Source organism: Eubacterium callanderi (genome assembly GCF_900142645.1).
GTDB lineage: Bacteria > Bacillota > Clostridia > Eubacteriales > Eubacteriaceae > Eubacterium > Eubacterium callanderi.
In genome coordinates, this window is the sequence record NZ_FRBP01000013.1 from 63,165 (window position 1) to 88,684 (window position 25,520).

General features: G+C 41.0%; 25 protein-coding genes. 23 read left to right on the forward strand and 2 right to left on the reverse strand.

Annotation, left to right across the window (positions count from 1 at the left end; translation table 11 throughout):
* Nucleotides 1-111: 111 nt before the first annotated feature.
* Nucleotides 112-1,560, reverse strand: coding sequence for a PucR family transcriptional regulator (locus BUC22_RS17055; protein WP_013380794.1), 1,449 nt, complete (start codon nt 1,558-1,560; stop codon nt 112-114).
* 278 nt (nt 1,561-1,838) lie between these two features.
* On the opposite strand from BUC22_RS17055, the gene BUC22_RS17060 reads away from it, so the two are divergent.
* From BUC22_RS17060 to BUC22_RS17130, 17 genes are all read left to right on the forward strand, one after another.
* Nucleotides 1,839-2,966: a uroporphyrinogen decarboxylase family protein gene (locus tag BUC22_RS17060; RefSeq protein ID WP_041689878.1), complete on the forward strand. Its 1,128-nt coding sequence runs from the start codon at nt 1,839-1,841 to the stop codon at nt 2,964-2,966.
* 10 nt (nt 2,967-2,976) lie between these two features.
* On the forward strand, nt 2,977-3,114 hold the full coding sequence (locus BUC22_RS21945) for a hypothetical protein (protein WP_013380791.1): 138 nt from the start codon (nt 2,977-2,979) through the stop codon (nt 3,112-3,114).
* An 87-nt stretch (nt 3,115-3,201) separates the two neighbouring features.
* The gene (locus tag BUC22_RS17065) at nt 3,202-4,479 is read left to right on the forward strand and encodes an MFS transporter (protein WP_013380790.1); all 1,278 of its coding nucleotides are present in this window, start codon (nt 3,202-3,204) and stop codon (nt 4,477-4,479) included.
* A 52-nt stretch (nt 4,480-4,531) separates the two neighbouring features.
* A complete protein-coding gene (locus tag BUC22_RS17070) occupies nt 4,532-6,055 on the forward strand; it encodes a BCCT family transporter (RefSeq protein WP_013380789.1) in 1,524 nt (507 codons plus the stop codon).
* A 44-nt stretch (nt 6,056-6,099) separates the two neighbouring features.
* The gene (locus BUC22_RS17075; protein WP_013380788.1) at nt 6,100-7,254 is read left to right on the forward strand and encodes a uroporphyrinogen decarboxylase family protein; all 1,155 of its coding nucleotides are present in this window, start codon (nt 6,100-6,102) and stop codon (nt 7,252-7,254) included.
* 61 nt (nt 7,255-7,315) lie between these two features.
* The gene (locus BUC22_RS21950; RefSeq protein ID WP_159435641.1) at nt 7,316-7,453 is read left to right on the forward strand and encodes a hypothetical protein; all 138 of its coding nucleotides are present in this window, start codon (nt 7,316-7,318) and stop codon (nt 7,451-7,453) included.
* 166 nt (nt 7,454-7,619) lie between these two features.
* Complete coding sequence (locus tag BUC22_RS17080; RefSeq protein WP_013380786.1) at nt 7,620-10,019, forward strand: cation-translocating P-type ATPase; 2,400 nt, start codon at nt 7,620-7,622, stop codon at nt 10,017-10,019.
* A gap of 281 nt (nt 10,020-10,300) precedes the next feature.
* Nucleotides 10,301-11,014: a UMP kinase gene (gene pyrH / locus BUC22_RS17085; protein ID WP_013380785.1), complete on the forward strand. Its 714-nt coding sequence runs from the start codon at nt 10,301-10,303 to the stop codon at nt 11,012-11,014.
* A complete protein-coding gene (gene frr / locus BUC22_RS17090; RefSeq protein WP_013380784.1) occupies nt 11,014-11,571 on the forward strand; it encodes a ribosome recycling factor in 558 nt (185 codons plus the stop codon). Before pyrH ends, frr begins: the two co-directional genes overlap by 1 nt.
* Before the next feature lie 128 nt (nt 11,572-11,699).
* The gene (locus BUC22_RS17095) at nt 11,700-12,164 is read left to right on the forward strand and encodes a ribosome maturation factor RimP (protein WP_013380783.1); all 465 of its coding nucleotides are present in this window, start codon (nt 11,700-11,702) and stop codon (nt 12,162-12,164) included.
* Nucleotides 12,165-12,178: 14 nt separating this feature from the next.
* The gene (gene nusA, locus BUC22_RS17100) at nt 12,179-13,414 is read left to right on the forward strand and encodes a transcription termination factor NusA (protein ID WP_013380782.1); all 1,236 of its coding nucleotides are present in this window, start codon (nt 12,179-12,181) and stop codon (nt 13,412-13,414) included.
* A gap of 58 nt (nt 13,415-13,472) precedes the next feature.
* Nucleotides 13,473-13,739 carry an RNase P modulator RnpM gene (gene rnpM / locus BUC22_RS17105; protein ID WP_013380781.1) on the forward strand — a complete coding sequence of 89 codons (267 nt, stop codon included), beginning with the start codon at nt 13,473-13,475 and terminating at the stop codon, nt 13,737-13,739.
* A gap of 75 nt (nt 13,740-13,814) precedes the next feature.
* Nucleotides 13,815-16,229 (forward strand): translation initiation factor IF-2, encoded by a 2,415-nt coding sequence (gene infB, locus BUC22_RS17110; protein ID WP_013380780.1) that lies wholly within the window; start codon nt 13,815-13,817, stop codon nt 16,227-16,229.
* 18 nt (nt 16,230-16,247) lie between these two features.
* A complete protein-coding gene (rbfA, locus tag BUC22_RS17115) occupies nt 16,248-16,640 on the forward strand; it encodes a 30S ribosome-binding factor RbfA (protein WP_013380779.1) in 393 nt (130 codons plus the stop codon).
* Nucleotides 16,612-17,586 carry a DHH family phosphoesterase gene (locus BUC22_RS17120; RefSeq protein WP_013380778.1) on the forward strand — a complete coding sequence of 325 codons (975 nt, stop codon included), beginning with the start codon at nt 16,612-16,614 and terminating at the stop codon, nt 17,584-17,586. Before rbfA ends, BUC22_RS17120 begins: the two co-directional genes overlap by 29 nt.
* Nucleotides 17,583-18,491, forward strand: coding sequence for a tRNA pseudouridine(55) synthase TruB (gene truB / locus BUC22_RS17125; RefSeq protein WP_073383282.1), 909 nt, complete (start codon nt 17,583-17,585; stop codon nt 18,489-18,491). The genes BUC22_RS17120 and truB overlap by 4 nt, the downstream gene beginning before the upstream one ends.
* Before the next feature lie 11 nt (nt 18,492-18,502).
* Nucleotides 18,503-19,411, forward strand: a complete 909-nt coding sequence (locus BUC22_RS17130) for a bifunctional riboflavin kinase/FAD synthetase (RefSeq protein WP_013380776.1) — start codon at nt 18,503-18,505, stop codon at nt 19,409-19,411.
* Nucleotides 19,412-19,465: 54 nt separating this feature from the next.
* Here the strand turns inward: BUC22_RS17130 and BUC22_RS17135 are convergent, their stop codons facing one another.
* Nucleotides 19,466-20,425, reverse strand: coding sequence for a sugar-binding transcriptional regulator (locus BUC22_RS17135; RefSeq protein WP_013380775.1), 960 nt, complete (start codon nt 20,423-20,425; stop codon nt 19,466-19,468).
* A gap of 506 nt (nt 20,426-20,931) precedes the next feature.
* On the opposite strand from BUC22_RS17135, the gene BUC22_RS17145 reads away from it, so the two are divergent.
* From BUC22_RS17145 to srlE, 6 genes are all read left to right on the forward strand, one after another.
* A complete protein-coding gene (locus BUC22_RS17145) occupies nt 20,932-21,774 on the forward strand; it encodes a class II fructose-bisphosphate aldolase (RefSeq protein ID WP_013380773.1) in 843 nt (280 codons plus the stop codon).
* Between the two features lie 3 nt (nt 21,775-21,777).
* Nucleotides 21,778-22,491 carry a triose-phosphate isomerase gene (locus BUC22_RS17150; RefSeq protein ID WP_013380772.1) on the forward strand — a complete coding sequence of 238 codons (714 nt, stop codon included), beginning with the start codon at nt 21,778-21,780 and terminating at the stop codon, nt 22,489-22,491.
* Nucleotides 22,478-22,999 (forward strand): YjbQ family protein, encoded by a 522-nt coding sequence (locus BUC22_RS17155; RefSeq protein ID WP_013380771.1) that lies wholly within the window; start codon nt 22,478-22,480, stop codon nt 22,997-22,999. Before BUC22_RS17150 ends, BUC22_RS17155 begins: the two co-directional genes overlap by 14 nt.
* A 415-nt stretch (nt 23,000-23,414) precedes the next feature.
* Nucleotides 23,415-23,915, forward strand: coding sequence for a transcriptional regulator GutM (locus tag BUC22_RS17160; protein WP_013380769.1), 501 nt, complete (start codon nt 23,415-23,417; stop codon nt 23,913-23,915).
* Between the two features lie 80 nt (nt 23,916-23,995).
* A complete protein-coding gene (gene srlA, locus BUC22_RS17165) occupies nt 23,996-24,526 on the forward strand; it encodes a PTS glucitol/sorbitol transporter subunit IIC (protein WP_013380768.1) in 531 nt (176 codons plus the stop codon).
* A complete protein-coding gene (gene srlE / locus BUC22_RS17170) occupies nt 24,519-25,508 on the forward strand; it encodes a PTS glucitol/sorbitol transporter subunit IIB (protein ID WP_013380767.1) in 990 nt (329 codons plus the stop codon). Before srlA ends, srlE begins: the two co-directional genes overlap by 8 nt.
* The last annotated feature ends 12 nt before the right edge of the window (nt 25,509-25,520 follow it).

A 25,520-nucleotide genomic window follows, 5' to 3' on the forward strand; every position in this document is an offset into this window, starting at 1 on the left:
CATTATGATGAGAACTATAAAATAATAAAGATTACCATTAATGTATGAGTGACAGACAGCTTTAAAAGCAGTGCCCGGGTTTTTCTTGAGCACTGTAATATAAGCTGTTTTTTATTTAATATTTTGTTGTATAATACGGTATGAAATCATGAGGTATTCTTTCGTATAAGGATTGTCTAAATCATAATGAAGAAGTGATTTTATTTTTTGCATTCGATAGATTAAGGTGTTTCTATGAATAAAAAGACTTGAGGCAGTTTTTTGCAGGTTGCAATTGTTGCGTATATAAGAGATTAACGTCAATAAAAAATCTGTATTGTTTTCATTGTCATATCTCATTAGCTCAATAGAATCAGGATGGCACATGGAAATATTGGCAGGCAGATCGTTATGTCCGATAATCAGATTTACGGCATGATCATAAAAAGAGAAAAAAGTAGTGTCGTGTCTTGTTTCTATTCCGTAGTTTATTGTGGAGACCGCTTGAATATAGTAATCGAATAAAAGAAAAAAGCCGTTAAATTTATTGCTAACACCACAAAATAATTTTTCAGTTTGAGCAATTTGTGATAAGCTTATGGAAATGTCTTTATTTAGAAGTGTTTGGTTTAAAATTAATATAATTTTGTCAGAAAATTCAATACATAAAATTTTATTGTTAAACTGTTTTTCTAAAATTATTTTTATATTATTAATAATACCTTTTAAATTTTTCGATTCGCTATGTGTTGGAGAGAGTACGGCTACGGCGTAACAATCACATTCTTGCCAGCCCTTTAAAGATAAATAATAAGATACCAGCTTTTTATCATAAATATTGCCATTAAGAATATTAATAATTTGCTTAGACGTTGTGTAATGGCTGAGCTCCTTTTTATGTGCTTTGTCTTTGATTTTAATCAAATCTGTCAGTTTCCTCAGCAAACAAAAGTGGCCAAAATTTAAAGTAGTTTCATATTCTAAAACTTCGAGAAATCCCGTTCGTATTCCATCCACAAAAACATCGTCGCAGTAACGGTTATATTCAAAGAAGTTTCTCTCGGTATAGTATTCTCCTGTTTTTAATATTTTTTTTACAGTATAATTATCTCGATTGCCCATATAGTAAAGCCATTCGGAAGAAAAATGACCGTTTTTTAGTAAAGCACTCCAATGCTTATCGAGTTTTGGGTCATTTAAATATTGGAGCGTGATCCCTATGATCCGATAATCGCTATCCAGATAAAACATAGGGTTGCGTAATAACGTATATGTTTCATCGATAACGCTTTGTATATCGTTATCTTCGAATAAAAAGTATACTGTTTTTTCGAACCAGTTGTAATAAATGTCAAAAGCCTTGGACACGGATTCGATACATTGTTTATCAGATAGTTCGTAAAAAGTTAATGATCCTTCCTGTGTAGTAAGACACCAATTGTTATTTAGAAACTGAAATAGGCTCTCTTTATTCTGATAGATATCTTCTTTATTCAGATAGGGAGGAAGGCTGCTCTTAATATGCAAAAAGATTTTTTCTTTATAAAGAACATTGGCAATCATTTCAAGGTTAAGTTTCATTCCACAACTCCTTTTGTACTGTTTTGCACAAAACTATCAAAATTTGAAAGTTTTATTTATACTTGAATAACGTAGATTTTCTTTTGGAAATAAACTATAATTTTTTGTATAAAAGATATATTTTATAAATTTAATGCAAATCCGGATTTTGATTTTGTGCAAGTATGCGCGAAAGATTTTGAATAACTATAAGATATATTATTTAGTATAAAATATTTAGCGATTAAAAGTCAATGACTTTTATTTACAAGGGGGTTTTTAAGATAAAAGAGCTTCAAATGGAAAGAAATAAAATGGTTATGGATATTTACGAAGGAAAGAAACCTAAGAGAGTACCAATTCATTTAAAAATCGGTATGGAAGCAGCAATGCAGTATTGTGGGTATGATCTTAAACTGGCTCAATGGAATCCAGAATATATCTATCCTACGTTCAAGCAATTCTCTTCTATGCTTCCAAGTGATTTTTGCCCAGTTGTTTATTCATGGAGACTGCCTGCTTTATATGATTTTTTAGGTGCTAAGGCATTTATCATGGGAAGTAATGGAAATATCCAGCATCCTGAAATGCAGAGTTTGTATGCGGAAGAATATGATGATTTTATAAAGGATCCTTATAAAGTGATGGTACAAAAGTGTCTGCCGCGTTTATATACTGCATTGGATACAGCTTCAGAAAGAAGATCCTTTGTTTTTGCTAAAGCGCTGAATGTTTATCATGATACTTATTTAAAGATATTTTCTGAAATCGATAAGGTTATTGATGAACATGAATTTATTAACATACCTGTACATGAGTGTGTTGCGCCCTTCGATGTTTTAGCGGACTTACTGCGTTCCTTTTCTGGGATTTCATTAGATATGCGGCGATGCCCTGAGAAAATTGCAGAAGCAGCATCGGCATTGGTCCCGTTGTGCATTAAAATTGCAACTGCAGACGGGTTTCCAGATAAAACAAAAGTTATGTTTCCGATACATATGCCACCGTTTATGAGTGAGAAGCAGTTTGAAAAATTGTATTGGCCCTCCTTAAAACAGGTAATGGATGGGATAACAAAAAAAGGCTATACAATTTCACTTTTTTTAGAAGGAGACTGTACTCGTTTTCTGGATTTTTGGAAGGAACTGCCTCCATTGACGGAGCTTACATTTGAATATGGAAATCCAGAATTTCTCAAAAAGAATTTAGGAGAAAAGTATGTTCTCAGGGGGCTCTTTCCATTGAATACAGCACGTAGCTTACGGGAAGAACAATGCATTAACGAGTTGAAAAGATTCATTGATGTTATGGCGCCTGACGGCAAGTACATTTTTGGTTTTGACAAATCGCCAATGGCTCTGGGAGATTTGAATATCAAAAATTTCAGGGCGATTTGTAATTATATTATTGAAAACACAAATTATTAAGGAGATTATTATGGAATTTTCTTCGGAATTTTATACGAATTATTTAGTAGAGGATGACGATATAACTGAATTTGAGAAAGAGCAAAACAAACAGCGTCAGCAATATGAAGACATAATTCTTGAGTTCGTCTGGATGCTGTTTGGATAATCCAATCGGCTTGAGTAATAAAACGAAAGGTCTTATAGATTCACCTTAAAAGAACCTAAATATATATCAGAAGAATTGGGTGCGAATATGAAAAAAGTACAAAGGTATATTGCCGTTGCCGGGGCCGGGCTTGGTTGGCAGATGATGTTTATGGTGACCTATGCTTGTTCAAGTTTTTATGTAGCGTTTCAGGATTCTACAGGCTATTCAAACACACAAATTGGATTATTGCTGTCATTGTATGGTATCATGCAACTGATCATGTATATTCCCGGGGGTTGGCTTGCAGACAGGGTAAACACAAAAACTTTACTGGTTATCGGCTGGATGGGGACATCCTTAACCGGTTTTGGAATTGCGGTGCTTCCGAGTTTCAGCATTATGATAGCGCTGTATCTTTTGAATGCGGTATTTGCATGTGGTTTTGTTTTTAATGCAAATCAGAAAATGACACGTCTTCTTGGAACAAACGAAGAGCAGGGAAAGCTTGTTACGTTCCGGCAAATTGTGCGAAATGTTTCAACGATACCAATTAGTGCGATGGGCATTTGGCTGATTGCAAGTATCTCCTCGGTTAGATTAAGCATGCAAATTGTTTTAATTTCTTTTTCAGCATTAAATTTACTCGGAGCATTGTTGATTTTGTTCTTTTTTAAACCAGAAATAAAGGATACAGCTAAAGAAAATCCTGTTACATTTTCCGATGTAAAAAATGTTTTGAAAATTAGAAATGTATGGTTGATTGGTGTGATTTGTTTTAGCATTTATCTGGCATCGACTTCATTAATTTATATGCAGCCCTATATGGTTGAATTCTTTGGATTAGATGCGGCACAATCGACGACATTGGGAGTTATTTATAAAAATATTGGAATTATCGCGGCTCCGGTTTGTACTTTTTTAGGCAACCGTAATCGTGATAAAGTTTCAATAACCAAAGTGATTTCGATTGCTTGTTTTATCAGTGCTATTTGCTTTATCTGTTATATAGTTTTTCCGACCGTTCCAGAATTACTCACATTAACCATTGTTGTATTTTTACTTGCTTCTTTTTGGGTAGTCGGTGTTTGGGGAATCATGTTTATTCCCGTTTCAGAAATTGAACTACCGGTTCGCTTAACGGGAACAGCTATGGGGGTTGTGTCAATTATTACTTATATTACAGATGCGTTTTATTATTCGCTTTGTGGTGGCTGGATTGACCAGTATGGGGCAGGAGGATATTTTAATATCTTCTTATTAACCTGTATTTGCCTGATCATCGCTTTTTTTGCAGGACTTTTTGTGGCTAAAGACATTAAAAAGATTCGGGCAAAAAGTGATACAGATGTACAGGATGAAGGCGAAGTACAGGTTCAATTGTAAAACATAGTGATACTTGAAATTTTCTCCCCAAAATTTATAAAGAAGGTATGTTATGAAAAAGATCAAAAAAAGAGTTTTTATTCCTGCGTTAGCAGTCGTTGGAGGTGCTGCGATTCTTGGGTGTATAAGAGGAGATTTGCTGTCCGGTAACTTAGAAAATTTGTTTAACATTTCTTTGGACAAACTCGGCTGGTTATATCAGATTATTACAGCAATTACCTTTGTTCTTTGCATTATTTTGAGCTTTTCAAAAAAAGGCCGGATTCGTATTGGGGGAGAAAATGCTCAAGCGCATTACAGCTTTAAATCTTGGTTTGCGATGTCATTAACTGGGGGGATTGCAGTTGGAACGATAACCTATGGTGTGTCATTGCCAATGATTTATTTCAAAAACATCTTTGGTGAGCTCGATGGCTTTGGAGTTGCAGCCGGAAGTGAAGAAGCCGCTGTCTTTGCTTTAGGACGAATTATACATGAATGGTCGTTTTTCCCCTATTCTATCGCAGCGGTCAGTGCGCTTTGTATTGCCTATATGTGCTATAACATGAAAAAACCCCTTAGTATTTCAAGCTGTTTAATCCCTCTGTTGGGTGATAAAAAAGCCGGAAAGCTGGCGACTGTTGTTGATGTTCTGGCAGTTATTGCGCTGGTTTTAGGACTTTCTGGCAGCTTGGGCGGTGGTATTGTACTGATCGCCTCTGGATTGAAGCTAATATATGGAATCGAGACAACCCAAACAATTTTAATTATTATTACAATGTTATTTGCTTTTGTTTTTATTTTTTCATCGATAAGAGGAATAAAGAAAGGAGTTCGTGTATTTGCGAACATAAACACATATATTTTCTACTTGCTGCTTTTTATATTGTTTATCTGCGGGCCAACATTATTTATTCTAAATCATACAACAACAGCCTTTGGGTATTGGCTGCAAAATTTGCCTTTGTGGACATTTGATACAGGAATTCTTGGAGGAGAAACCCTTGTTAAATGGTGGACGATTATGACATGGAACTTTTGGATTGTTTATGCACCGGTAACAGGAATCTTTCTGGCAAATATTTCTTATGGCAGAACAATTCGTGAATTTATGATCGTGAATTTTTTTATGCCATCACTATTTGCGATTATATGGTTTGGTGTGTGGGGAGGGACAGCAATCAACTGGCAGATGGAAGGTGTCGTCGATTTTGTACCTATTATTCAACAGGTTGGTCCTCTTAGTGCGCTGAGTGCTTTCTTTAACAATCTTCCATTTACGAAGGTGATGATTCCATTGATGTTTGGTCTGCTGATTTTATCATTTGCGACATCGGCAGACAGTAATATTATTGCGGTTTCCTCTTTGTGCATAAAAGATGAAGGGCTGGAAAATGAAGCACCAATTTGGGTTAAGCTAACCTGGGGTCTGCTTTGCTCAATTATTGCGTGTACGATGATATTATTTACAAAAGAACAGGAAGGGCTGTTAGCAATTAAATATATGGGCTCGGTTGGCGGTATTATTGTTTTTGGAGTGTTTATTTTAATGGTGATTTCAACCATAAAAATATTTTTTATTGACAAAAATGATTAATAGAATCAGATTTAAGAGATTTTTAAAAGTTAAGGGAGATTGGTATGTTAAGTAATAAAACAATTCAGGAAGAAAGAACTCAATTATTTAAAAATGTTTTTGATGGAAAAGTACCTAAACGTGTGCCGATTGATATTGATTTTTCATGGGATGCCGCCATTGAATATGCAGAACTTGATTTAAAAACGGCCCAATGGGATATGAAACAATGGCCAATATTTTATGAAAAAATGGCTCAGGAATTTCAAAATGATAAGCTGCCACTCACACGCAGCAACCGAACTCCCCGTTTTTATCAGATTTTACAGGCAAAATCTTTTGTGATGAGTGACTCCGGATATATGCAGCATCCGGAAATTTCATGTCTAGAAGTTGATGAATATGATGAGTTTATAAAAGATCCCTATAACTTTATGACAGAGGTACTGCTTCCAAGATTATATCCTTCAATTCAAAACGACACAATTTTTAGTGCGTTAAATTTTGCGAAAGCCTATAAAGCATATCATGACAGTATGCAATATATGACAGAAATAGCTGACTGCATGACGGATAAATATGGTTATGCTGTATTACCACCCGGTGCCGGAACAGAGGCTCCGTTTGATTATCTTGCAGATTTAATACGTTCATTTACAAATATAAATAAAGATATTCGCCGCTTTCCACAGAAGGTAGAAGAAGCGTGTGAAGCGCTGCTGCCGCTTACATGCAAAGCGGCTATTGGGCCTGTGCAGAATCAGTATGCCCGATGTTTCATTCCGCTTCATATGGCGCCTTTTTTAAACAAAAAGCAGTTTGAACGTTTTTGGTGGCCAACCTTCCAAAAACTTATGAAATATATTTTTGAAAATAATATGGGGGCGTGGATTTTTTGCGAACATGACTGGTCCGATAAGCTTGATTATCTTGCAGAGTTAGAGGGCAGAGTTTATATGTGCTTTGAATACGGAGATCCTTCAAAAATCAAAAAAATAGTTGGAAAGAACCATATTGTTTCAGGGCTTTACCCCATCAGTTATCTTCAGACAAAATCAAAACAGGAATGTATCGATGAAGCAAAACGACTTTTAGATATTATGGCCCCTGGTGGTGGGTATATTTTCAGTACAGATAAAATTATTTTCTCCCTTAAAGGCCAAATTGCAGAAAATCTTAAAGCAGTTTTAGAAACGGTTCGTGAGTATGGACAATATTAAATTTATTATGCATACAAATTTTTGGGGCAGTTAACGGTAGAATCTGATAAAGGAGATTAATATGGATAATAAAACATATGAATTTGATTGGGAAGCATATTTAGAAAAATTTCCAGTTCTTCAAGGTGTTGAAGCGGCTGAGATATTAAAGGAAGATGAAAAAAATATGTTTTTGTTTGTTTTTGGTCTGTTTAAGTAAAAATTATAAACTAAGAAGGCTGTCTCGAAAATTAGGTTAAGAAGGCAGCCTTCAATATTTGGATGTGTTTGAAGATACAAAGTGTTAATAAATTTTTAATAATTTCTTTATCAGCAGGTTAGAAAGTTTCGTTACAATGAGGACAGCAAAATAATGGAGGCTGTCAATGATTGAGAAAAATCGTGTAAAAGGACTTTCTGAAAAAGAAGTAATCCAGCGCGTGCAGGAGGGTAAGCAGAATCTGACCCAAAGTGCCATGACTAAAACAACGAATGAGATCATCAGACAAAATGTTTTTACCATGTTTAATCTTATGAATTTATTGATTGCCATTGCACTTTTCTGTGTTGGTGCTTACAGCAATATGCTGTTTATTGGAATCATCATCTTAAATATGGCAATTGGTATTGCACAGGAGTTTAAAGCTAAGAAAACAGTCGAAAAGCTATCGCTGCTTTCAGCTCCTTCTGTCACAGTGCTGCGTGATGGAGAAGAAAAAACGATCGCGACGGAAGAGGTTGTTCAGGATGATATAATGGCATTGACCGCAGGACAGCAGATTTGCTGTGATGGAGAGGTTCTTTCTGGTGATATGGAGGTAAACGAGGCACTCCTGACAGGTGAGGCGGACGCAATTGGAAAGGGAATTGGCGATAAGCTGATGTCTGGCAGCAGTGTGGTCAGCGGACGGTGTCTGGCGAAAGTCATTCATGTTGGGAATGATAATTACGCGGCTAAAATTGCGCAGGAGGCAAAACAGGCAAAGGAACAAAGCTCTGAGCTGATGCAGTCCATGCGTAAGGTAACCCGCATTACCAGCCTGTTTATTATTCCCTTGGGGATTATCTTGTTTTTGGAAGCTTTTATTTTGCGGAGCGATCCGCTTTTTACTTCGGTAGTGTCCACCGCGGCCGGCCTGTTGGGGATGCTTCCAAAGGGGTTAGTGCTGCTGATCAGTGTATCGCTGGCTGGCGGTGTCATTAAGCTGGCAAAAGATCAAATCTTGATTCAGGATATGTTTTCTTTGGAAGCTTTGTCTCACGTAGACGTACTGTGCCTTGATAAAACCGGTACGTTAACGGAGGGGAGGATGGAAGTGGAAAGTGTACAGATTTTTGAAAACGTACTTGCCAGGGAAGTGAAACTTGAGCCGTTGATGGGCTCTTTCTTGAAATACAGTAATGATAACAACGCGACTTTTCAGGCCCTAAAGGAGTACTTTAAAGAGAACAGCGCCTTTACTGTGTACTCAAGAGTTGCGTTTTCCTCCGAAAGAAAGTGGGCTGCAATGACCTTTAAAGAAGGGGTCACATTTGTTATTGGAGCACCGGAAAAAGTGTTGCAGGGAGAAATGCCGGATGCGCTGAAGTCGGAGATAAAAAGAGGGAGAAGAGTGCTTGTCGCCAGCGTCACAGAGGATGTAATTAAAAGCCAGACAAATTTATCCGAAACGAAGCTGACTCCCATAGCTGGGATTGTCATCCGGGACTGCATACGCCAGAGTGCACCCAAAATTTTAAGCTATTTTAGAAAACAGGGCGTCACGGTTAAAGTAATATCCGGTGATAATCCGGTGACGGTATCTATGGTTGCGAAGGATGCCCGGCTAAAGAACTATGACGAAGCGATTGACATGATGACTGTAAGTGAAGATGCGGATTTTAGAAAAATCGCAGAAAAGTATACGGTGTTTGGAAGAACAACACCGCAGCAGAAAAAGAAGTTGGTTCAGGCATTAAAGGCAGAGGGGCATTCTGTGGCAATGACGGGAGATGGTGTCAATGACCTTCTGGCATTGAAGGAGGCTGACTGCTCTATTGCCATGGGAAATGGAAGTGATGCAGCCAGACAAGCCGCGCAGGTGGTTCTGCTGAAATCTGATTTTTCAGCGCTGCCAGGGCTTTTATTGGAAGGGCGGCGTGTGGTAAATAATGTTACCCGCGCAGCAGGTGTCTTTTTTATCAAAACGATTTATTCGGTGGTCATGACGCTCATCTGTGTACTGGCTAATATTCCCTTTCCTTTCCTTCCGATTCAGATTACATTGATCGACGCTGCTATAGAGGCTTACCCTTCGTTTGCAACAGCTTTTGAAGCAGATGGACGGAGAATCAGGAAAAAATTTCTGCCGGCAGCATTGCGAAGCGCCTTGCCAAATGCTGCGGCCATCATTATGGCATTTCTACTGATTAATTTTATATCAGGTATAGGTCTGTTCGAAATCGGGATGATTGAGAAAACAACAATACTCTATTTTATAACGGGCCTTATTAGTATGCAGGCTGTGGTGAAAAATAATATTCCATTTACAAAGCTTCGGTTGTTTGTAATGATCACGATGGCAGCAGGGTATTTTGGCGCAGTTTTTTTGTTCAGCCATCAGTTGGGGCTGGAAATGGCTTTGAATACTGGAGCCATTCTCCTGCTCGGTGCTGTGTTGGTGATTGCCTTTGGTATAGAACGTCTTTTGACAAAGTGTGTGAGAAATTATGACAGAAGAAAGATGACTGTTGATGGACGGCTTTCTCTGAATGTACACAGCACACTTCAAAAAGAAGATCAGTGATAATGACTTGAGCTGCTTTCGTTAATTTTTTGTGAAAGAAGCTTGACGCAGGCAGCTGTTTTAAGCTATAATAGATATGTTCATTATGACTGTATATTAGACAGTTCATGATTGTGTCGGCTCTTTGGCATAAAGGTAGGCCGACACAAACGGTACCTGAATAGATTTGTGATAAAGAGCACGCGAGTGTTCTTTTTTTACAGTTTGGGTTATTCCTGAGCTTCTCTTGAAAAACAGGAGGTTCTGAGGTATAATCAAACTAAGAATAGAAGGGGGATTATATGGAGACGAAATACAAAAGAATTATTATCAAGCTGAGCGGCGAAGCCCTGTCTGGTAAGGTTGGCTTTGGCATTGATCCACCGACGGTACAGCGCATCTGTGAATCTGTCAAAGAAGTTTTTGAACAGGATGTTGAGATCGCGATTGTTGTAGGCGGAGGCAATTTCTGGAGAGGCCGTTTTGGCGAGGGAATGGATAAATCTACCGCAGATTATATGGGGATGCTTTCCACTGTTATTAACGCGCTGGCGCTTCAGGATGTTTTGGAACAGATGGGCGTACCGGTAAGAGTACAGACTGCCATTGAAATGAAGGAAGTGGCTGAACCTTATATACGCCGTAAAGCCGTCAGACATCTGGAAAAGAAACGCGTAGTTATCTTTGCGGCAGGCACAGGCAATCCGTTCTTTACGACGGATACCACAGCGGCGTTGCGTGCAGCAGAGGTAGATGCAGAGATGATCCTTTTGGCCAAGAGTGTGGACGCGGTCTACGACTCTGATCCAGAGGTGAATCCAGACGCTAAAAAATATGATCGCCTGACCTACATTGACGTTATTAACCAGGGATTAAAGGTTATGGATTCCACAGCTATCACCCTGTGTATGGATAATAAAATACCAATCCTTGTTTTCGGTTTGGATCAGCCGGAAAATATTTTGAAAGCCGTTCGCGGCGAAACCATCGGAACAATTATCGAGGAGGCAGAATAATGTTAAACGAAATTAAAGACAGAGCCAATGACAAAATGCAGAAAGCCCTGAATAACCTAAATGAGAGCTTGGGAGGTCTGAGAGCAGGCCGTGCGAACCCCCATATTCTGGATAAGGTTACGGTTGATTACTACGGTGCGGCGACAGCCATCAACCAGCTGGCAAGTGTGGCAGTGCCTGAAGCGCGTATGATTACCATTCAGCCTTATGACAGCACCTCGATCTCTGCGATCGAAAAGGCTATTTTGACCGCCGATCTGGGCTTCAATCCATCTAACGATGGCAAAATCATTCGTCTGATCGTGCCGGAGCTGACGGAAGAACGCCGTAAAGAGCTGGTTAAGTTAACCAAGAAGTACGGTGAAGAATGTAAAGTTGCCATGCGTAACATACGCCGTAAAGCTGTACAGGATCTGAAAGACGCTGAAAAGGAAGGTCTGATCAGTGAGGATGAACTGCACCAGGGCGAAAAAGAAATTCAGAAGCTGACCGATGATGAAGTGAAAAACATCGAGGGTGTGCTGAAGGAAAAAGAAGCGGAAATCATGGCAGTGTAGCCAGAAATGATTTGATTGTCAACTGAAACCATCTCGGTTTTGTTTGTGAAACTAAATAAGCCTTTCACAAGAGTGGGGAAACCCACTCTTGTGTATTTTCTGAAGCTTATTAAAATCTAGGAGAATATATGAAGAAACAATCCAAGGAGTCAATGCTGGAGGAGCTTATAGCACCTGTGGTAGAAGCTGAGGGCTATGAGTGTGTTGATGTTACCTTTGAAAAAGCCGGAAAGGACTGGGTGTTAACGACCTATATTGATGGACCGAACGGTATTGGGCTGGATGACTGCGAAGTGGTCAGCCGTAAGCTCAGTGACCTGATGGATGAAAAAGACCCCATTGAGCAGAGCTATCTGTTAGAGGTTTCGTCTCCGGGAATTGACCGTCCTTTAAAAAAGGAAAAAGATTTTGCCCGCAATATGGATAAACGCATTGTGGTCAGTTTCTACGCACCGGTAAATGGCAGCAAACAGTTAAGCGGTATCCTTAAAGGATACAAAGGTGTAACGCTGACCCTACAGCTTGACTCTGAAGAAATGATGGAGCTGGAAATGTCTGCTGTTTCCAAGGTTGCTCCGGAAATTGAATTTTAGGAAGGCGAATCGTTATGAATGCAGAATTTATGAGAGCTCTTGATGCTTTAGAAGCAGAAAAGAACATTGATAAGGAGGAACTGATTGACGCTATTGAGGTGTCCATTGAATCCGCCTACAAAAAAAACTATGGCAATGTCCAGGATGTGGACGTAAAGCTCGACCGTGATACGGGAGAGATTACCGTCTATGCAACACGCGATATTGTCGAGGATGTCGAAAATCTGGAAACACAGATATCTCTTGAAGAAGCGCGTGAAATTGATCCGACCTATGAAGTTGGAGATGTCTACCGTAAAGTCATTACCCCAAGAGATTTTGGACGTATAGCAGCTCAGAATGCAAAACAGCTTATTGTCCAGCGAATCAAGGAAGCTGAACGCAACATGGTCTATAACGAATACCTGGAACGCCAGGAGGAAGTAATGACGGGAATTATCAACCGTATTGAACGCGGCAATGTGTTCGTGGATATTGGAAACAGCGAGGGCTGCATGCCGCCAATGGAACAGGTTCCCGGAGAAAAATACTACCCTGGACAGCGTTTAAAGGTTTATTTGCTCATGGTGCGCAAGACCACCAAGGGGCCGCAGCTCAGATTGTCCAGAACCCATCCGGGTCTGGTGAAGCGGCTCTTTGAGACCGAGGTGCCGGAAATTTATGATGGCATTGTGGATATTGTGTCCATTTCCAGAGAAGCAGGGTCAAGAACCAAGATTGCCGTTAAGGCCAATGATTCGTCCGTTGATCCAGTTGGGGCTTGTGTTGGCCAAAAGGGAATACGGGTTCAGAATATTATTAACGAGCTCAACGGTGAAAAGATTGACATCATCAAATACAGCGATGATGTGCGAGAATACCTTTCTAATGCCCTGAGTCCTGCAAAGATTTACCGCATTCTGCCCAATAAAACCGAAAAGACCGCCATTGCGGTGGTCGATGATTTTCAATTATCCCTGGCCATTGGTAAAGAGGGACAGAACGTCCGTCTGGCAGCCAAACTGGCATCCTGGAAAATTGATATCAAGAGCAAAAGCGACTATGAACGTATGCTGGCAGAAAATCCAGACTTCGATGCGGACTATACAAATGCGGGAGAAGAAGAGGATATTCTGGATGAGCTGAAAAATGAGCTGGATGAGGTACTGGACATTCAGATTGATGAAGATAATGCCGAAAGCCTCGATAATGTACTGGACGACCTGGTAATGACGGACGAATTAGAGGATCTGGATGACTTTTTTGAATAAGTAAAGATTTATCCGGTATCTCTGTGATATAATATTATAATGTGTGCAGGAGGAAGCAATGAAAAAAATGCCCGTAAGAACCTGCGTGGTTTGTCATTCGAAAATTGAAAAGAAAAATCTACTGCGTATTGTCTGCAATAAAGACAATGAAATATTCTATGATCCAACGGGAAAAGCCAATGGACGGGGAGCCTACATCTGTGACGATCCCAAATGTCTGGACGCTTTTCTGAGTAAAAATATTCTTGAAAAAGCTTTTAAACGGCCAATCGACAAAGAGACCGTCGAAGAAGTGCGTCAAAAAATAAAAGAACAGCTGTCATAGGCCATAACGGCAGATGAAAAATACAGCTATGGAGAGATCTATGAACAAATAAAAACAATTGAAGGGAGGAATTATATGTCAAAGTTAAGAGTTTATCAATTAGCAAGTGAGTATGACGTTCCAAGTAAGGAATTTGTCGATATCTTAAACAAACATAATATTCCCGTGAAAAATCACATGAGTGTGTTAACAGAACAACAGGTAACTGATTTCAGAAAAGAATACAAAAAGGGTGAAGATACCAAAGTGCAGCCAAAAGCAGCACCTAAAGCAGCGGCGCCAAAACAGGAGACAAAGGCCCAGAAGCCTCAGCAGCCCAAACAGGAAAGCAAGCCACAGTCTAAAGCACAGCCGAAGCCTCAGCAGCAGGAGCGCAAACCACAGCAGTCGAAGCCTCAGCAGCAGGAAAGAAAACCGCAGCAAAGGGACAGCAGCGCATCCCAGAACCGCCGCCCGGCAGATGGCCAGAAAAATGGGAACAACGGCCAGAGTCCGCAAAAGAGAAATACCGGAGGACAGGGGAACAGCGGCAGCAATAATAACAACCGTCCCAATAACGCCAAAGGCCAGACTGTGCCTAATAACAGCAAGCCAGACCGCAAAAATAAAAACCAGAAAAGAAATAATAATAACAATAACCAGCCTGCTAAGGTCAGAGACCACAGCAAAAAAGGGAAAACAGCCCGCAGCGTTTACAAAAAGATGAAGGATGAAAAGAAGACCGAAAAGCTGAAAAATCAGGTTTTTGAGATTCCTGAATTGGTAACCGTTGGAGAGCTGGCCGAAATTCTGGATATTGGCGCGACCGAAATTATTAAGATTTTAATGATGTCGGGTACCATGGCAACCATTAACCAGCAGATTGATTATGAAACCGCAGAAATTGTGGCCTCAGAGCTGGGGTATGAAGTTAAAGCTGTTAAAATGGAGGATGTCGTCACCAAAATTCTGGAAGAATATGACGAAGAAGATACCGGAAACGAAGTTAAACGTCCGCCGGTTGTTACTGTTATGGGTCACGTTGACCACGGTAAGACCTCCCTCCTAGACCGTATCCGCAAAGCAAATGTTACAGCCGGTGAAGCTGGTGGGATTACCCAGCACATCGGTGCATACACTGTTACCATCAATGGTGAGTCAATTACTTTTATCGATACACCTGGCCATGAGGCCTTTACCGCCATGCGTTCCAGAGGGGCGCAGATGACCGATATTGCCATCCTGGTGGTAGCGGCTGACGATGGTGTCATGCCGCAGACGGTAGAAGCGATCAACCATGTCAAGGCAGCCGGTGTCCCAATCATTGTTGCGATTAACAAGATTGATAAAGAAGGCGCCAATCCCGAACGTGTTAAACAGGAATTAACAGAACATAACCTGGTAGTTGAAGAGTGGGGCGGCGATGTTATCGCAGTGCCGGTTTCAGCCAAGAAAGGTGAAAATATTGATACACTGCTCGAAATGGTTCTGCTGGTTTCAGAAATGGGCGAATTAACCGCAGACCCTAAGCGTGCCGCCCGCGGAAGCGTTATTGAAGCCCAGGTTAAAAAAGGAAAAGGCGCGACCGCCAGTCTTTTGGTACAGCAGGGTACACTGCACGTTGGAGATTCCATCATATCCGGTATGACCTATGGTAAGGTTCGTACCATGATTGACGATAAGGGCAAGCGAATTAAGAAAGCTGGTCCATCCACTCCGGTTGAAATTTCTGGTTTGTCGGATATCCCTGTGGCAGGGGATGACTTTATCGTGCTCGAAAATGAAAAAGAAGCACGACAGTTGGCGGAAAAACGCCGTGAAATGGAAAAGGATGCCCGTCAGGCTAAGATGCGGCTGTCTCTGGATGACCTGTTTACGAAGATTCAGGAAGGGCAGATTCAGGATATCAATATTATTATCAAGGCCGATGTTCAGGGTTCCATTGAAGCCATTAAGCAGTCACTTGAAAAACTGAACACAGATGATGTGCGCATTAATGTGATCCACGGCGCAGTTGGTGCAGTGAACGAGACAGATGTTATGCTGGCGTCTACCTCTAATGCTATCATCATTGGTTTTAATGTGCGTCCGGATAAAAACGCGCTGGCAGCTGCGGAAACGGAAGAAGTCGATATCCGTCTGTACCGCGTTATCTATGATGCGATCGAAGATGTCAAAAAAGCGATGGAAGGGATGCTGGCGCCGGAATTTGTCGAAAAAGTTACCGGGAATGCCGAAGTCCGTGAAGTCTTCAAGATACCGAATGGCAGCATGATTGCCGGTTCCTATGTCACTGACGGTAAAATATCCAGAAATGATGAGGTTCGGATCATTCGTGACGGCATTGTTGTGTTTGAAGGTGAAATCTCATCCTTAAGGCGTTTTAAGGATGATGTCAAAGAGGTTGCCAGCGGGTACGAATGTGGTATCGGTATTGATAAATACAATGATATCAAGCTTGGTGACGTCATTGAGACCTTTGTCATGGAAGCCGTGGCAAGAGAACTGTAAAATAAAGGGGGTGCTATTATGGCATCACATCGAATAGAAAAAATTAATGGTCAGATTCAGCGTGAGCTGAGTCTGATTATTCAGCAGAAAATGAAGGACAGCCGTTTTAACCGTGACACACTTAGTATTACCCACGTCAAAGCGGCGCCAGATCTCAAAACAGCGACTGTTTATGTCAGTATTTTCGGAACATCTGAGGAAAAGGAAGAAGTTCTGGGCCTCTTAGATAATGCAAAAGGCTTTTTGAGGGCAAATCTTGGGAAGGTGCTTAAGGTCCACTCAATTCCGGCGCTTACTTTCAAATTGGATGATTCTGTAGAGTACGGCATGCATATTGACAGTATTTTAGCAAGTCTGAAAAAAAACAAAGGAGCATCTGAGGATGAAGAAGGTACCGACAGAGATTCTTGATTGTATAAAAGAGAATCAGAGCTTTTTGATTCTCGTGCATAATAAACCCGATGGCGATGCCATCGGGTCTGCTATTGCCCTTGGAAAGGGCCTGAAAGCCCTGGGGAAGAACGTCGATTATTACATCGAAACGCCTTTGGAGGATAAGCTTCAGTTCTTTAGCGAGAGCCGTTATTTTGAAGATGAGCTTCAGGATGAATATGATGTTGTGGCTTTCTTAGACTGTTCAACAATGGAATATGCGTTTAAACCCGTCCCGATGGTGGATGCCCGGACTACTGTGGTCATTGACCATCACGCCACTAATCAGGGGTATGGCGACATCAATTTTTTAGAGATAACGGCCGCCACTGCCGAGCTGGTTTTCCGTATTTTGGATGCTTTGGACGTTGAGCTGGACCCTGAGATGGTTGAGGCTGTTTTTACCGGTATCTCTACCGATACCGGCAGCTTTCAGTTTTCCAATGTCACCGCTGATACGCATCAGATTTTAAGCCGCCTTTATGAAAAGCGTGATAATTTTGCGGTGTTGTCCAAGCGCCTTCACAGCGAGAAAAATTATGCTCAAATGAAGCTTTATGGTAAAGCCGTAGACTCGTTGCAGTTGTATGAAGATAATACCCTGGCATGGATCTTTTTAAGTTATGCTGATATTTGTAAATACGGCGGCCCTGTCCAGATAACAGATGATGTTGCCAATATTGGCATGAATATTATCGGCGTTCAGCTCTCTGCAACAGTGAAAGAGGTAGAGTGTGGTATTTACCGTGTCTCGCTCCGTTCAAAAACACCGTTTAAAATTGATGTCTCATTGATTGCCCGTAAATACGGAGGAGGAGGCCACATGCGCGCCGCAGGATTTACCTTTAAAGGAGACCTGAAAGCGCTGAAAAAAGAATTGATCGAATTGATCGAGTACTATAGGAAGCATGAAGAAGATATATGAGTGAGCTAAACGGTTATCTCAATATTTATAAGGAAAAGGGAATGACATCGCACGATGTTGTTTTTAAAGCCCGGCAGATATTACACACTAAAAAGATCGGGCACACCGGGACCCTGGACCCAAACGCCCAGGGAGTGCTTGTTTTATGCGTAGGTAAAGCCACTAAAGCGGTGGAATATTTAAATGACCTGGATAAGGTTTATGAGGCGGAAATTCTTTTTGGTCAGGAAACCGATACCTGTGACTGCACAGGGACAGTAACTGCAGAGGCGCCGGTAAGCTTTACCAGAGAAGAATTTTTAAAGGCGCTGGAATTCTTTAAGGGTGACAGCATGCAGGTGCCGCCCATTTATTCAGCCTTGAAAATCAACGGGCGCAAGCTTTATGACTACGCAAGAGCGGGTGAGAAGGTGGAGATACCGCCGCGACCCATACAGATCAGCCGGATAGAAGCAATAGAGACGGATGAATTACCGTATAAGGCCCGGTTTATTGTAGAATGCTCTAAAGGCACATATATCCGTTCCCTTTGTCGTGATATTGGTAAAAAATTAGGGACGGTGGCTTGTATGGGGGATCTTTATCGTAAAAGAGTTGGGGATTTTAGGATTGAGAATGCGCTGCATTTATCCCAGCTTAAGAATTTGATGCTGGTTGGCCGTGCCCAGGGATTTTTCCATGAGCCGGAGTATGCGCTCGAAAAATTCAGAATGGTAACAGCCAACAGACAGGGCAGCCGTTTTTTGAGGAGCGGCAACCGTTTGTATCAGTGGAATGCCATAGAAGATTTCGAGAGTTATGAAGACAGCGAAATCCTGCGTCTTTACGACCAGGAAGAATTTGTAGGTATTGGCCGGTTTTGCGCCGGCGAGAAACCCTATGTTCAGCCGATTAAAATGTTTTAGGGAGAATAACCATGAATACCGAAATTAATCCAAATGAAAAAATTGTGTTGGCTCTTGGCTTTTTTGATGGTGTGCACTTGGGGCATCAGGAGCTTATCAATGCCACCATCAAAAAGGCAAAAGAACTGAATTGCGCCAGTGGAGTCATGACCTTTGCTGAACATCCACTGACGCATATTTTTCCAGCCTACTCACCGTGGCTTATTACCACGAATGAAGAAAAAGTTCAGGTTATGAAAGATCTGGGGATTGATTATGTTTTTCTGAATCCTTTTAATGACCAGCTGATGTGTTACAGTCCAAAAGCCTTTATACGGGACTACCTGCTGCAGAAATATAATGTTGCTCATATTGTGGTCGGCTTTAACTATAGCTTTGGCTTTAAAGGTGAAGGGGATATTCAGATGCTCACAGAGTTTGGAAAACGCTTTAATTTTGGCGTGACCGTTATTCCGCCGTGTATTATCGATGGACAATCGGTCAGCAGTACCCTGATCCGGGAGCTTATCGGTACCGGAAAAGTAAATGAGGTATCAACCTTTTTAGGGCGGGATTACAGCATTGAGGGAACCATTGTAAAAGGGAAGGGGCTTGGGCATACCTTTGATATTCCCACCGCCAACTTGAAAATGAAAGAAAAAGTCATTCTTCCCAGCAGCGGCGTCTATTATACAAAAATAAAGGTGCGCGGCCAGGAACACGATGGCCTTACGAATTTAGGGTTTAATCCCACTTTTGAAAAACATCCCTACAGTATTGAGACCTACATTTATGATTTTGATGAGAATATTTATGGGGATTACGTCACTCTTACTTTTAAAGAGAGAATTCGTGGTGAAATCAAGTTTGATAATCTCGGCGATCTGGTCGCCCAGATCAAAAGTGACATCCGTAATATCCATACGCGCTACAGGAAGTAGGGATAAAAGGGTGACCGTCCGTTTCGGACGGTCACCCTTTTATGTTGCAAGAAATCATTCACTTTTCATGCGGTCTAAAATCTGTGCACAATCGTAATCGGTAATCAGCACATTAATATAACCGCCGTTGATGGCGCCTGAAATGGCAACAGGCTTATCAACGCCGCCGCAGACACCAATGGAGTATTTAGTATTTTTGAGCACGCCCAGGTCAATGGACATCATTTTTTCGTTATATTCAAATTTATCAATATTGCCGTTTTCGTCATAAAAAACCATACAGATATCACCACACATTTTCTGTTCACGAATTTCTTCAAACATTTCCGGGGTAAAGTAACCTGTTTTTATAATAGTAGAATTGCTGGTAGGGGCACCGATACCCAAAATTGCGATATCCATACGCTTAGCCTTTTTAAAGACGCGTTGAATACTGTTTTCTTTCATCAACTCAATTTTTGTATTTTTTCTGGAAATCATGGCAGGAGCGTGAAGCGGATAGTAAATGCCTCCAAAGGCACGCGCCATGGATTCAGCAATATAGTTGCTGTGCAGTTCGGTAGCTACAGTGCCAATGCCGCCAATCAAAGGGACAAAGGTAAGATTTGAGTGGTAGGAATTGTTGGCGTGCGGCGCAATCTGTGCGACCGTGGTTCCCATGGTGACGCCGATGACGTCGCCATCACGTATTATCCGGGAAAGATACTGAGCGGCGGCCTTACCCATCAACGCTTTAGTTTCGGCTGTATCCTCCAGAGTTTCTACAATGAAAACTTCTTTTAAATCATATTTTTCTTCTAACAACTGCTCCAGCTGAAAGTATTTACGTCCATTGGTGTCCGATACCGTAATGGTAACAATGCCATGTTCTCTGGCGGCGCTCAACAGCTTAGAGATGGTAGGGCGAGAAATAGATAACTTATTGGCAATGTCCTGCTGGCTCATATTTTTATTATAGTACATATCGCTGACGCGCAGCATCATGCGTTCATCCTCAATAATATTTTTTTTCATTAAAAAACTCCTCTATATCTATATATCTGTTAGTATGAATTTTAACATAGCTTTCTTAGAAAAACCATTTTTTTCGTTATAATTTAACAAATGTTTTAAATAGAATAAATGATAAAACAGAAAAAACAAAAATTAAAATAATTAAAAGCGTTAAAGCAAAAATATGAAATTGTTTTTCAAATGTTCTTATTAATAAAAAATGGTTTTTGACTTCTGAAAAATAAAGCGTTGGGGTTGGAAAAACCTTTAAAAAAAGGGCTTTAAGGCTTTTTGTTAGAGTGGTAAAAAAATAAAAAAGAAACAAATGTAAAAAACAAACATATCTTCTTAAAAAAACACAGAGGAAGATTTAAGATTTGACAAAAAATAAAAAACGCATATAATCATAGGTGAGAAAGAACAAAAAAGGCTTGAAGGAACATATGTTATAGAAAATAAAGGAGAGCTCACCTTTTGCCTGTTTAGCGGCGAATACCGCCAGCTTTTATTCTATGGAGGGATGAATTATGTTAGTAACATCAAAGGAATTGTTTAAAAAAGCCCAAGAGCAGCATTTTGCAATACCAGCAGCTAATTTTATTGACTTGGAATCACTGAAATGGCATGTAGAGGTAGCCGAAAGGCTGGGACTTCCTCTTATTCTGGCTTTGGCAGAAAGCCATCTGGGGGATGACATTAATCTGGAGGACGCGGCTCTTGTCGGTAAAAAATATGCTGAAGCTGCAAAAGTTCCAGTAGTTTTACATCTGGATCATGGTGCGACGCCAGAACTCATTAAAAGAGCCATTGATCTGGGTTTTTCTTCAGTTATGATTGATGCTTCGATGGAAAGCTTTGATGTTAATGCTGCCAGAACAAAAGAAATTATTGACTATGCTCATCCAAGGGGTGTGGTGGTAGAGGCTGAAATTGGACATGTAGGGGCTGGGGAAAACTATGAGAATCATGACGAGACAGACTCAAAGTATACTACAGTAGAAGATGCTGAAAACTTTATTAAAGCTACAAATGTCGACTCTCTGGCGATTTCAATCGGGACAGCCCATGGTATGTATAAGGGGATTCCCGAAATTAACTTTGACCGTTTGAAAGAAATAGCGGCGGCTGTGAATACACCATTAGTTCTTCATGGCGGCTCCTCGTCGGGAGATAAAAACTTAAACAAATGCGCAGTGAGTGGCATTGCCAAGATCAATATTTTTTCTGATTTTCTGGCCGGCGCTATGGAAAGTCTGAATGAACAAAAGCCAGATAATTACCTGGATGTTAAGAAGGCTTCTAAAGAGGGGATGCAGAAAACCCTTGAGCATTATTATGGTATTTTTGAGACAAAAGCAGTGGAGGTATAAACAATGAGAAAAGTGAGAACACCTTTTTTGATCGTCAATCCAAAGTCCTATCTCTATGGCGAAAAAAGCCTGGAATTAGCTAAAGCCGCCGACAGGGTAGCAGAAGATACTGGAGTTGAAATTTTTTTCACCTGTCCTTTTGCGGATATTCGTTACATTGCTGAAAACACTAAAAATATTATTGTGACGGCTCAGCATATGGAATCACTGCGCCCTGGAAGAGGGATGGGACACGTGCTGCCGGAATCATTGAAAGCAGCGGGAGCAGAAGCGGTATTTTTAAACCACGCCGAGAACAGCTGTACAGTGGCAGAACTGTATGCGACCATGAATCGGGCAAAAGAACTTGAAATGATTACAGTGGTCTGTGCGGATTCGGTTGTGGAATCAAGGGCGATTGCAGAAATGAAGCCGAATATTTTGCTGTCTGAACCAACGGATCTTATCGGTACGGGAGAGACGGCGGATGATAGCTACGTTCTGGAAACGACTGAACAGATCCATGCTGTGAATCCGGAAATTTTGATCATGATCGCCTCTGGAGTTAATTCTCCAGAAGATGTTTATAATATTATTAAGCTGGGCGCAGACGGGACAGGTGCGACCTCCGGCATTATAGGAGCGCCTGATCCTGCGCGGATGGTCCGCGAAATGGCAGAGGCCATGGCTAAGGCGGATAAAGAAAAGAAAGGGGAACAATGCAATGAAAATGTATAAAGAACAAATTGAACTGGAGTCTCACGGCGGCAGACCCACTTATTTTGACATCACACCACAGTTGAAAAAAATTATTCAAGAGAGCGGTATTAAAGATGGTATCTGTGCTGTCTCCTCGCCGCATACTACCTGCGCTGTCTTTTTTGAGGAGTTTGTCCACGATTATACCGAAGAAGGTGATGAATTTTTACAAGTCGATTTAAACAATGGGCTTAATAAAATTTTCCCCAGGCATGAAACAGCAGAACAATATCTTTATCCCGGTGAGGAGCATTATCGAGAGGTCGAATCCTGGCCGAATGCCGAAACCTATCTGCCGGGAGGCGACCGGACGCAGCTTTTTAATTGTGACGCCCATCTGAAAGCAACGATCATTGGCTCAAGTGAAGTTTTTGATGTAGAAAACGGAAATCTTGGCGTTGGTGTGACGGGATATGCTTATTTTGTTGATTTTGACTGCTCGCGCCCCAGACCAAGAAAATGTAAGGTCTGCATTATTGGCGAATAATTTTTAATATAATATAAAAAATGCTGTACTCTCTATTTTTAATGAGAATATAGCATTTTTTTGTTTTAGAAAAAGAAAAGTTAGGAACAAAAATAATATAGATCATTTTTTATTTTTGTAAACTATTTATGATTGTTAAACAAATAACATCATAAAATTATCATTTGTAAATTATAAAAACGTAATCTAAAATGATATTATTTTAACGAATGAAACAAATAAAGCATAAGAAAACGAATGCAATTCGCTAAATTAAGCCAAAGTTATATAAAATTTAATATCAAAGATCACAAGGATGATTTCAATATCTGATTGACATTTACAAATGTGCGTTATATAATGCGATTAAAGCCAAGAACAAAAGACAAAAATAGAAGCATTCAGACTAAAAAATTAAAATAAGGGGAAAAGGAAAATGCAAAGAAATTTATTGTTTTTAGTTGTATTTGCGTTGATGGCACTTCAGATGGTACTCAGCTTGTTTCAGATAAAGCGCTATCAGCGTGAACTGGGCAAGTTAAGAGGAACCGGTACCATTGGTATTGGACATACGAAAGGGGGGCTGAAGGCAGGACAAATTTTGATTGTGTCTTATAGCAGGCGTAAAGATCAGGTAGTGGCTTACCGTCAGATGAAAGGGCTTACCATTTTTGCAGGGTTTAAGACAAACGAAGCCATTCTTGGAAAAAGTCTGTCAGATTTGAAAGATATTGGTTTGAAAGAAGATGCCCGGGAATTCCGGCGTAGAAGGCGGAAGCATCCTTATGACCCAGAAGAGATGTCTAAAAAAAAGGGGGCACTCATTCAGGCGGTAGAGGCCATCGAAAGAAGGCTTGCTGTGGAAGATACGCAAACAGAGAATAAAAAACGGATGCTCGAATGCACTGGACAACTCACGGCAAAGGAATCAATGTAAATAATACGCTGTATGTAAAATGTTGATGATCCGTTTACATATCAGCAATTATTAAAAAAGAAAAGAACGAGGAGGTAATTATGGAATTCTTATCAAATTTAGCTACTGCATTTATTGGGCTGTTTCAAATTGGGGGTGAACAGTTTGTAGGGTACATCACCGGAATCATTCCAACACTTGTCTGTTTGATCACAGCAGTCAATGCTCTGATCGCAATCATCGGTCAGGACAAGGTCGATAAGCTGGGAATTATCTGCAGCAAAAACTTTTTACTCAGATACACGCTGCTGCCGATCCTGTCAATGTTTTTCCTGTGCAACCCAATGGCCTACACAATGGGACGTTTTCTGGATGAAAAATACAAACCCGCATTTTATGATGCGGCAGTGTCTTTCTGTCATCCAATCACAGGTTTGTTTCCGCATGCTAATGCTGGTGAATACTTTGTTTACGGCGGGATTGCGGCAGGGCTCACAACCCTAGGCAAGGATCTGGGCCCACTGGCAATCCGCTACTTTATTGTCGGCGTTATCGTAATATTGATCCGTGGGATTATCTGCGAGCGATTGACCATTAAGTTTATGAAAAAGGGGGAAAACGCAAATGTATAAAGCCGTTAAAGTATCAAAGGGTTCTTCAGGCTGGGGTGGCCCGCTGGTGATCCAGCCAACCGAAAAGCGTAATAAAATTGTATCTGTTACAGGTGGCGGTATCGACCCGCTCACTAAAAGAATCGCTGAGCTGACAGGAGCGACTGCTGTTGATGGCTTCTCAACAGGTGTTCCTGATGATGAATTTGCATGCGTTGTCATTGACTGCGGCGGTACAGCCCGATGCGGTGTTTACCCTAAAAAGCAGATACCGACCATTAACATCACTTCAGTAGGACAGAGCGGTCCGCTGGCTAAATTTATCACCGAAGATATCTATGTATCGGGGGTAAAGCCTGAGACCATTCAGCTGGCCGATGGCTCTGAAGCACCAATTGCCACTGAAAAAACCATACAAAAGGAAAAACAGAAGAAAGAAGAAAGCAAAAATAAGAAAAGCGATAAGGGTGACAAGAAAGAAAGCATTATCGTACGTCTTGGTAAAGGCGTTGGCGGCGTTGTTGGCAAATTCTTTCAGGCAGGCCGTGACACCATCGATATGGTTATCCGTAATATCCTTCCTTTTATGGCCTTTGTTGCCATGCTTATCGGGATTATCCAGGGAACCGGTCTTGGCGACTGGATCGCAAACACGATTTCACCGCTTGCAAATACACTGCCGGGCTTGTTGGTTATCTGTATTATCTGCGCCATACCAATTATTTCCCCAATTATCGGACCAGGCGCTGTCATTGCTCAGGTAGTCGGTGTTTTAATTGGTCAGCAGATTGGTGTAGGCGCCATCAATCCTTCACTGGCATTGCCAGCACTCTTTGCCATTGACGCACAGGTAGGCTGTGATTTTGTACCGGTCGGCCTTTCCCTTGGTGAAGCAGAGCCGGAAACCATTGATGCCGGTGTACCAGCCGTACTGTTTGAGCGCTTGATCACAGGCCCTGTGGCTGTTCTGATCGCTTATGCTTTCAGTATTGGTTTATATTAAAAGGCAGAGATG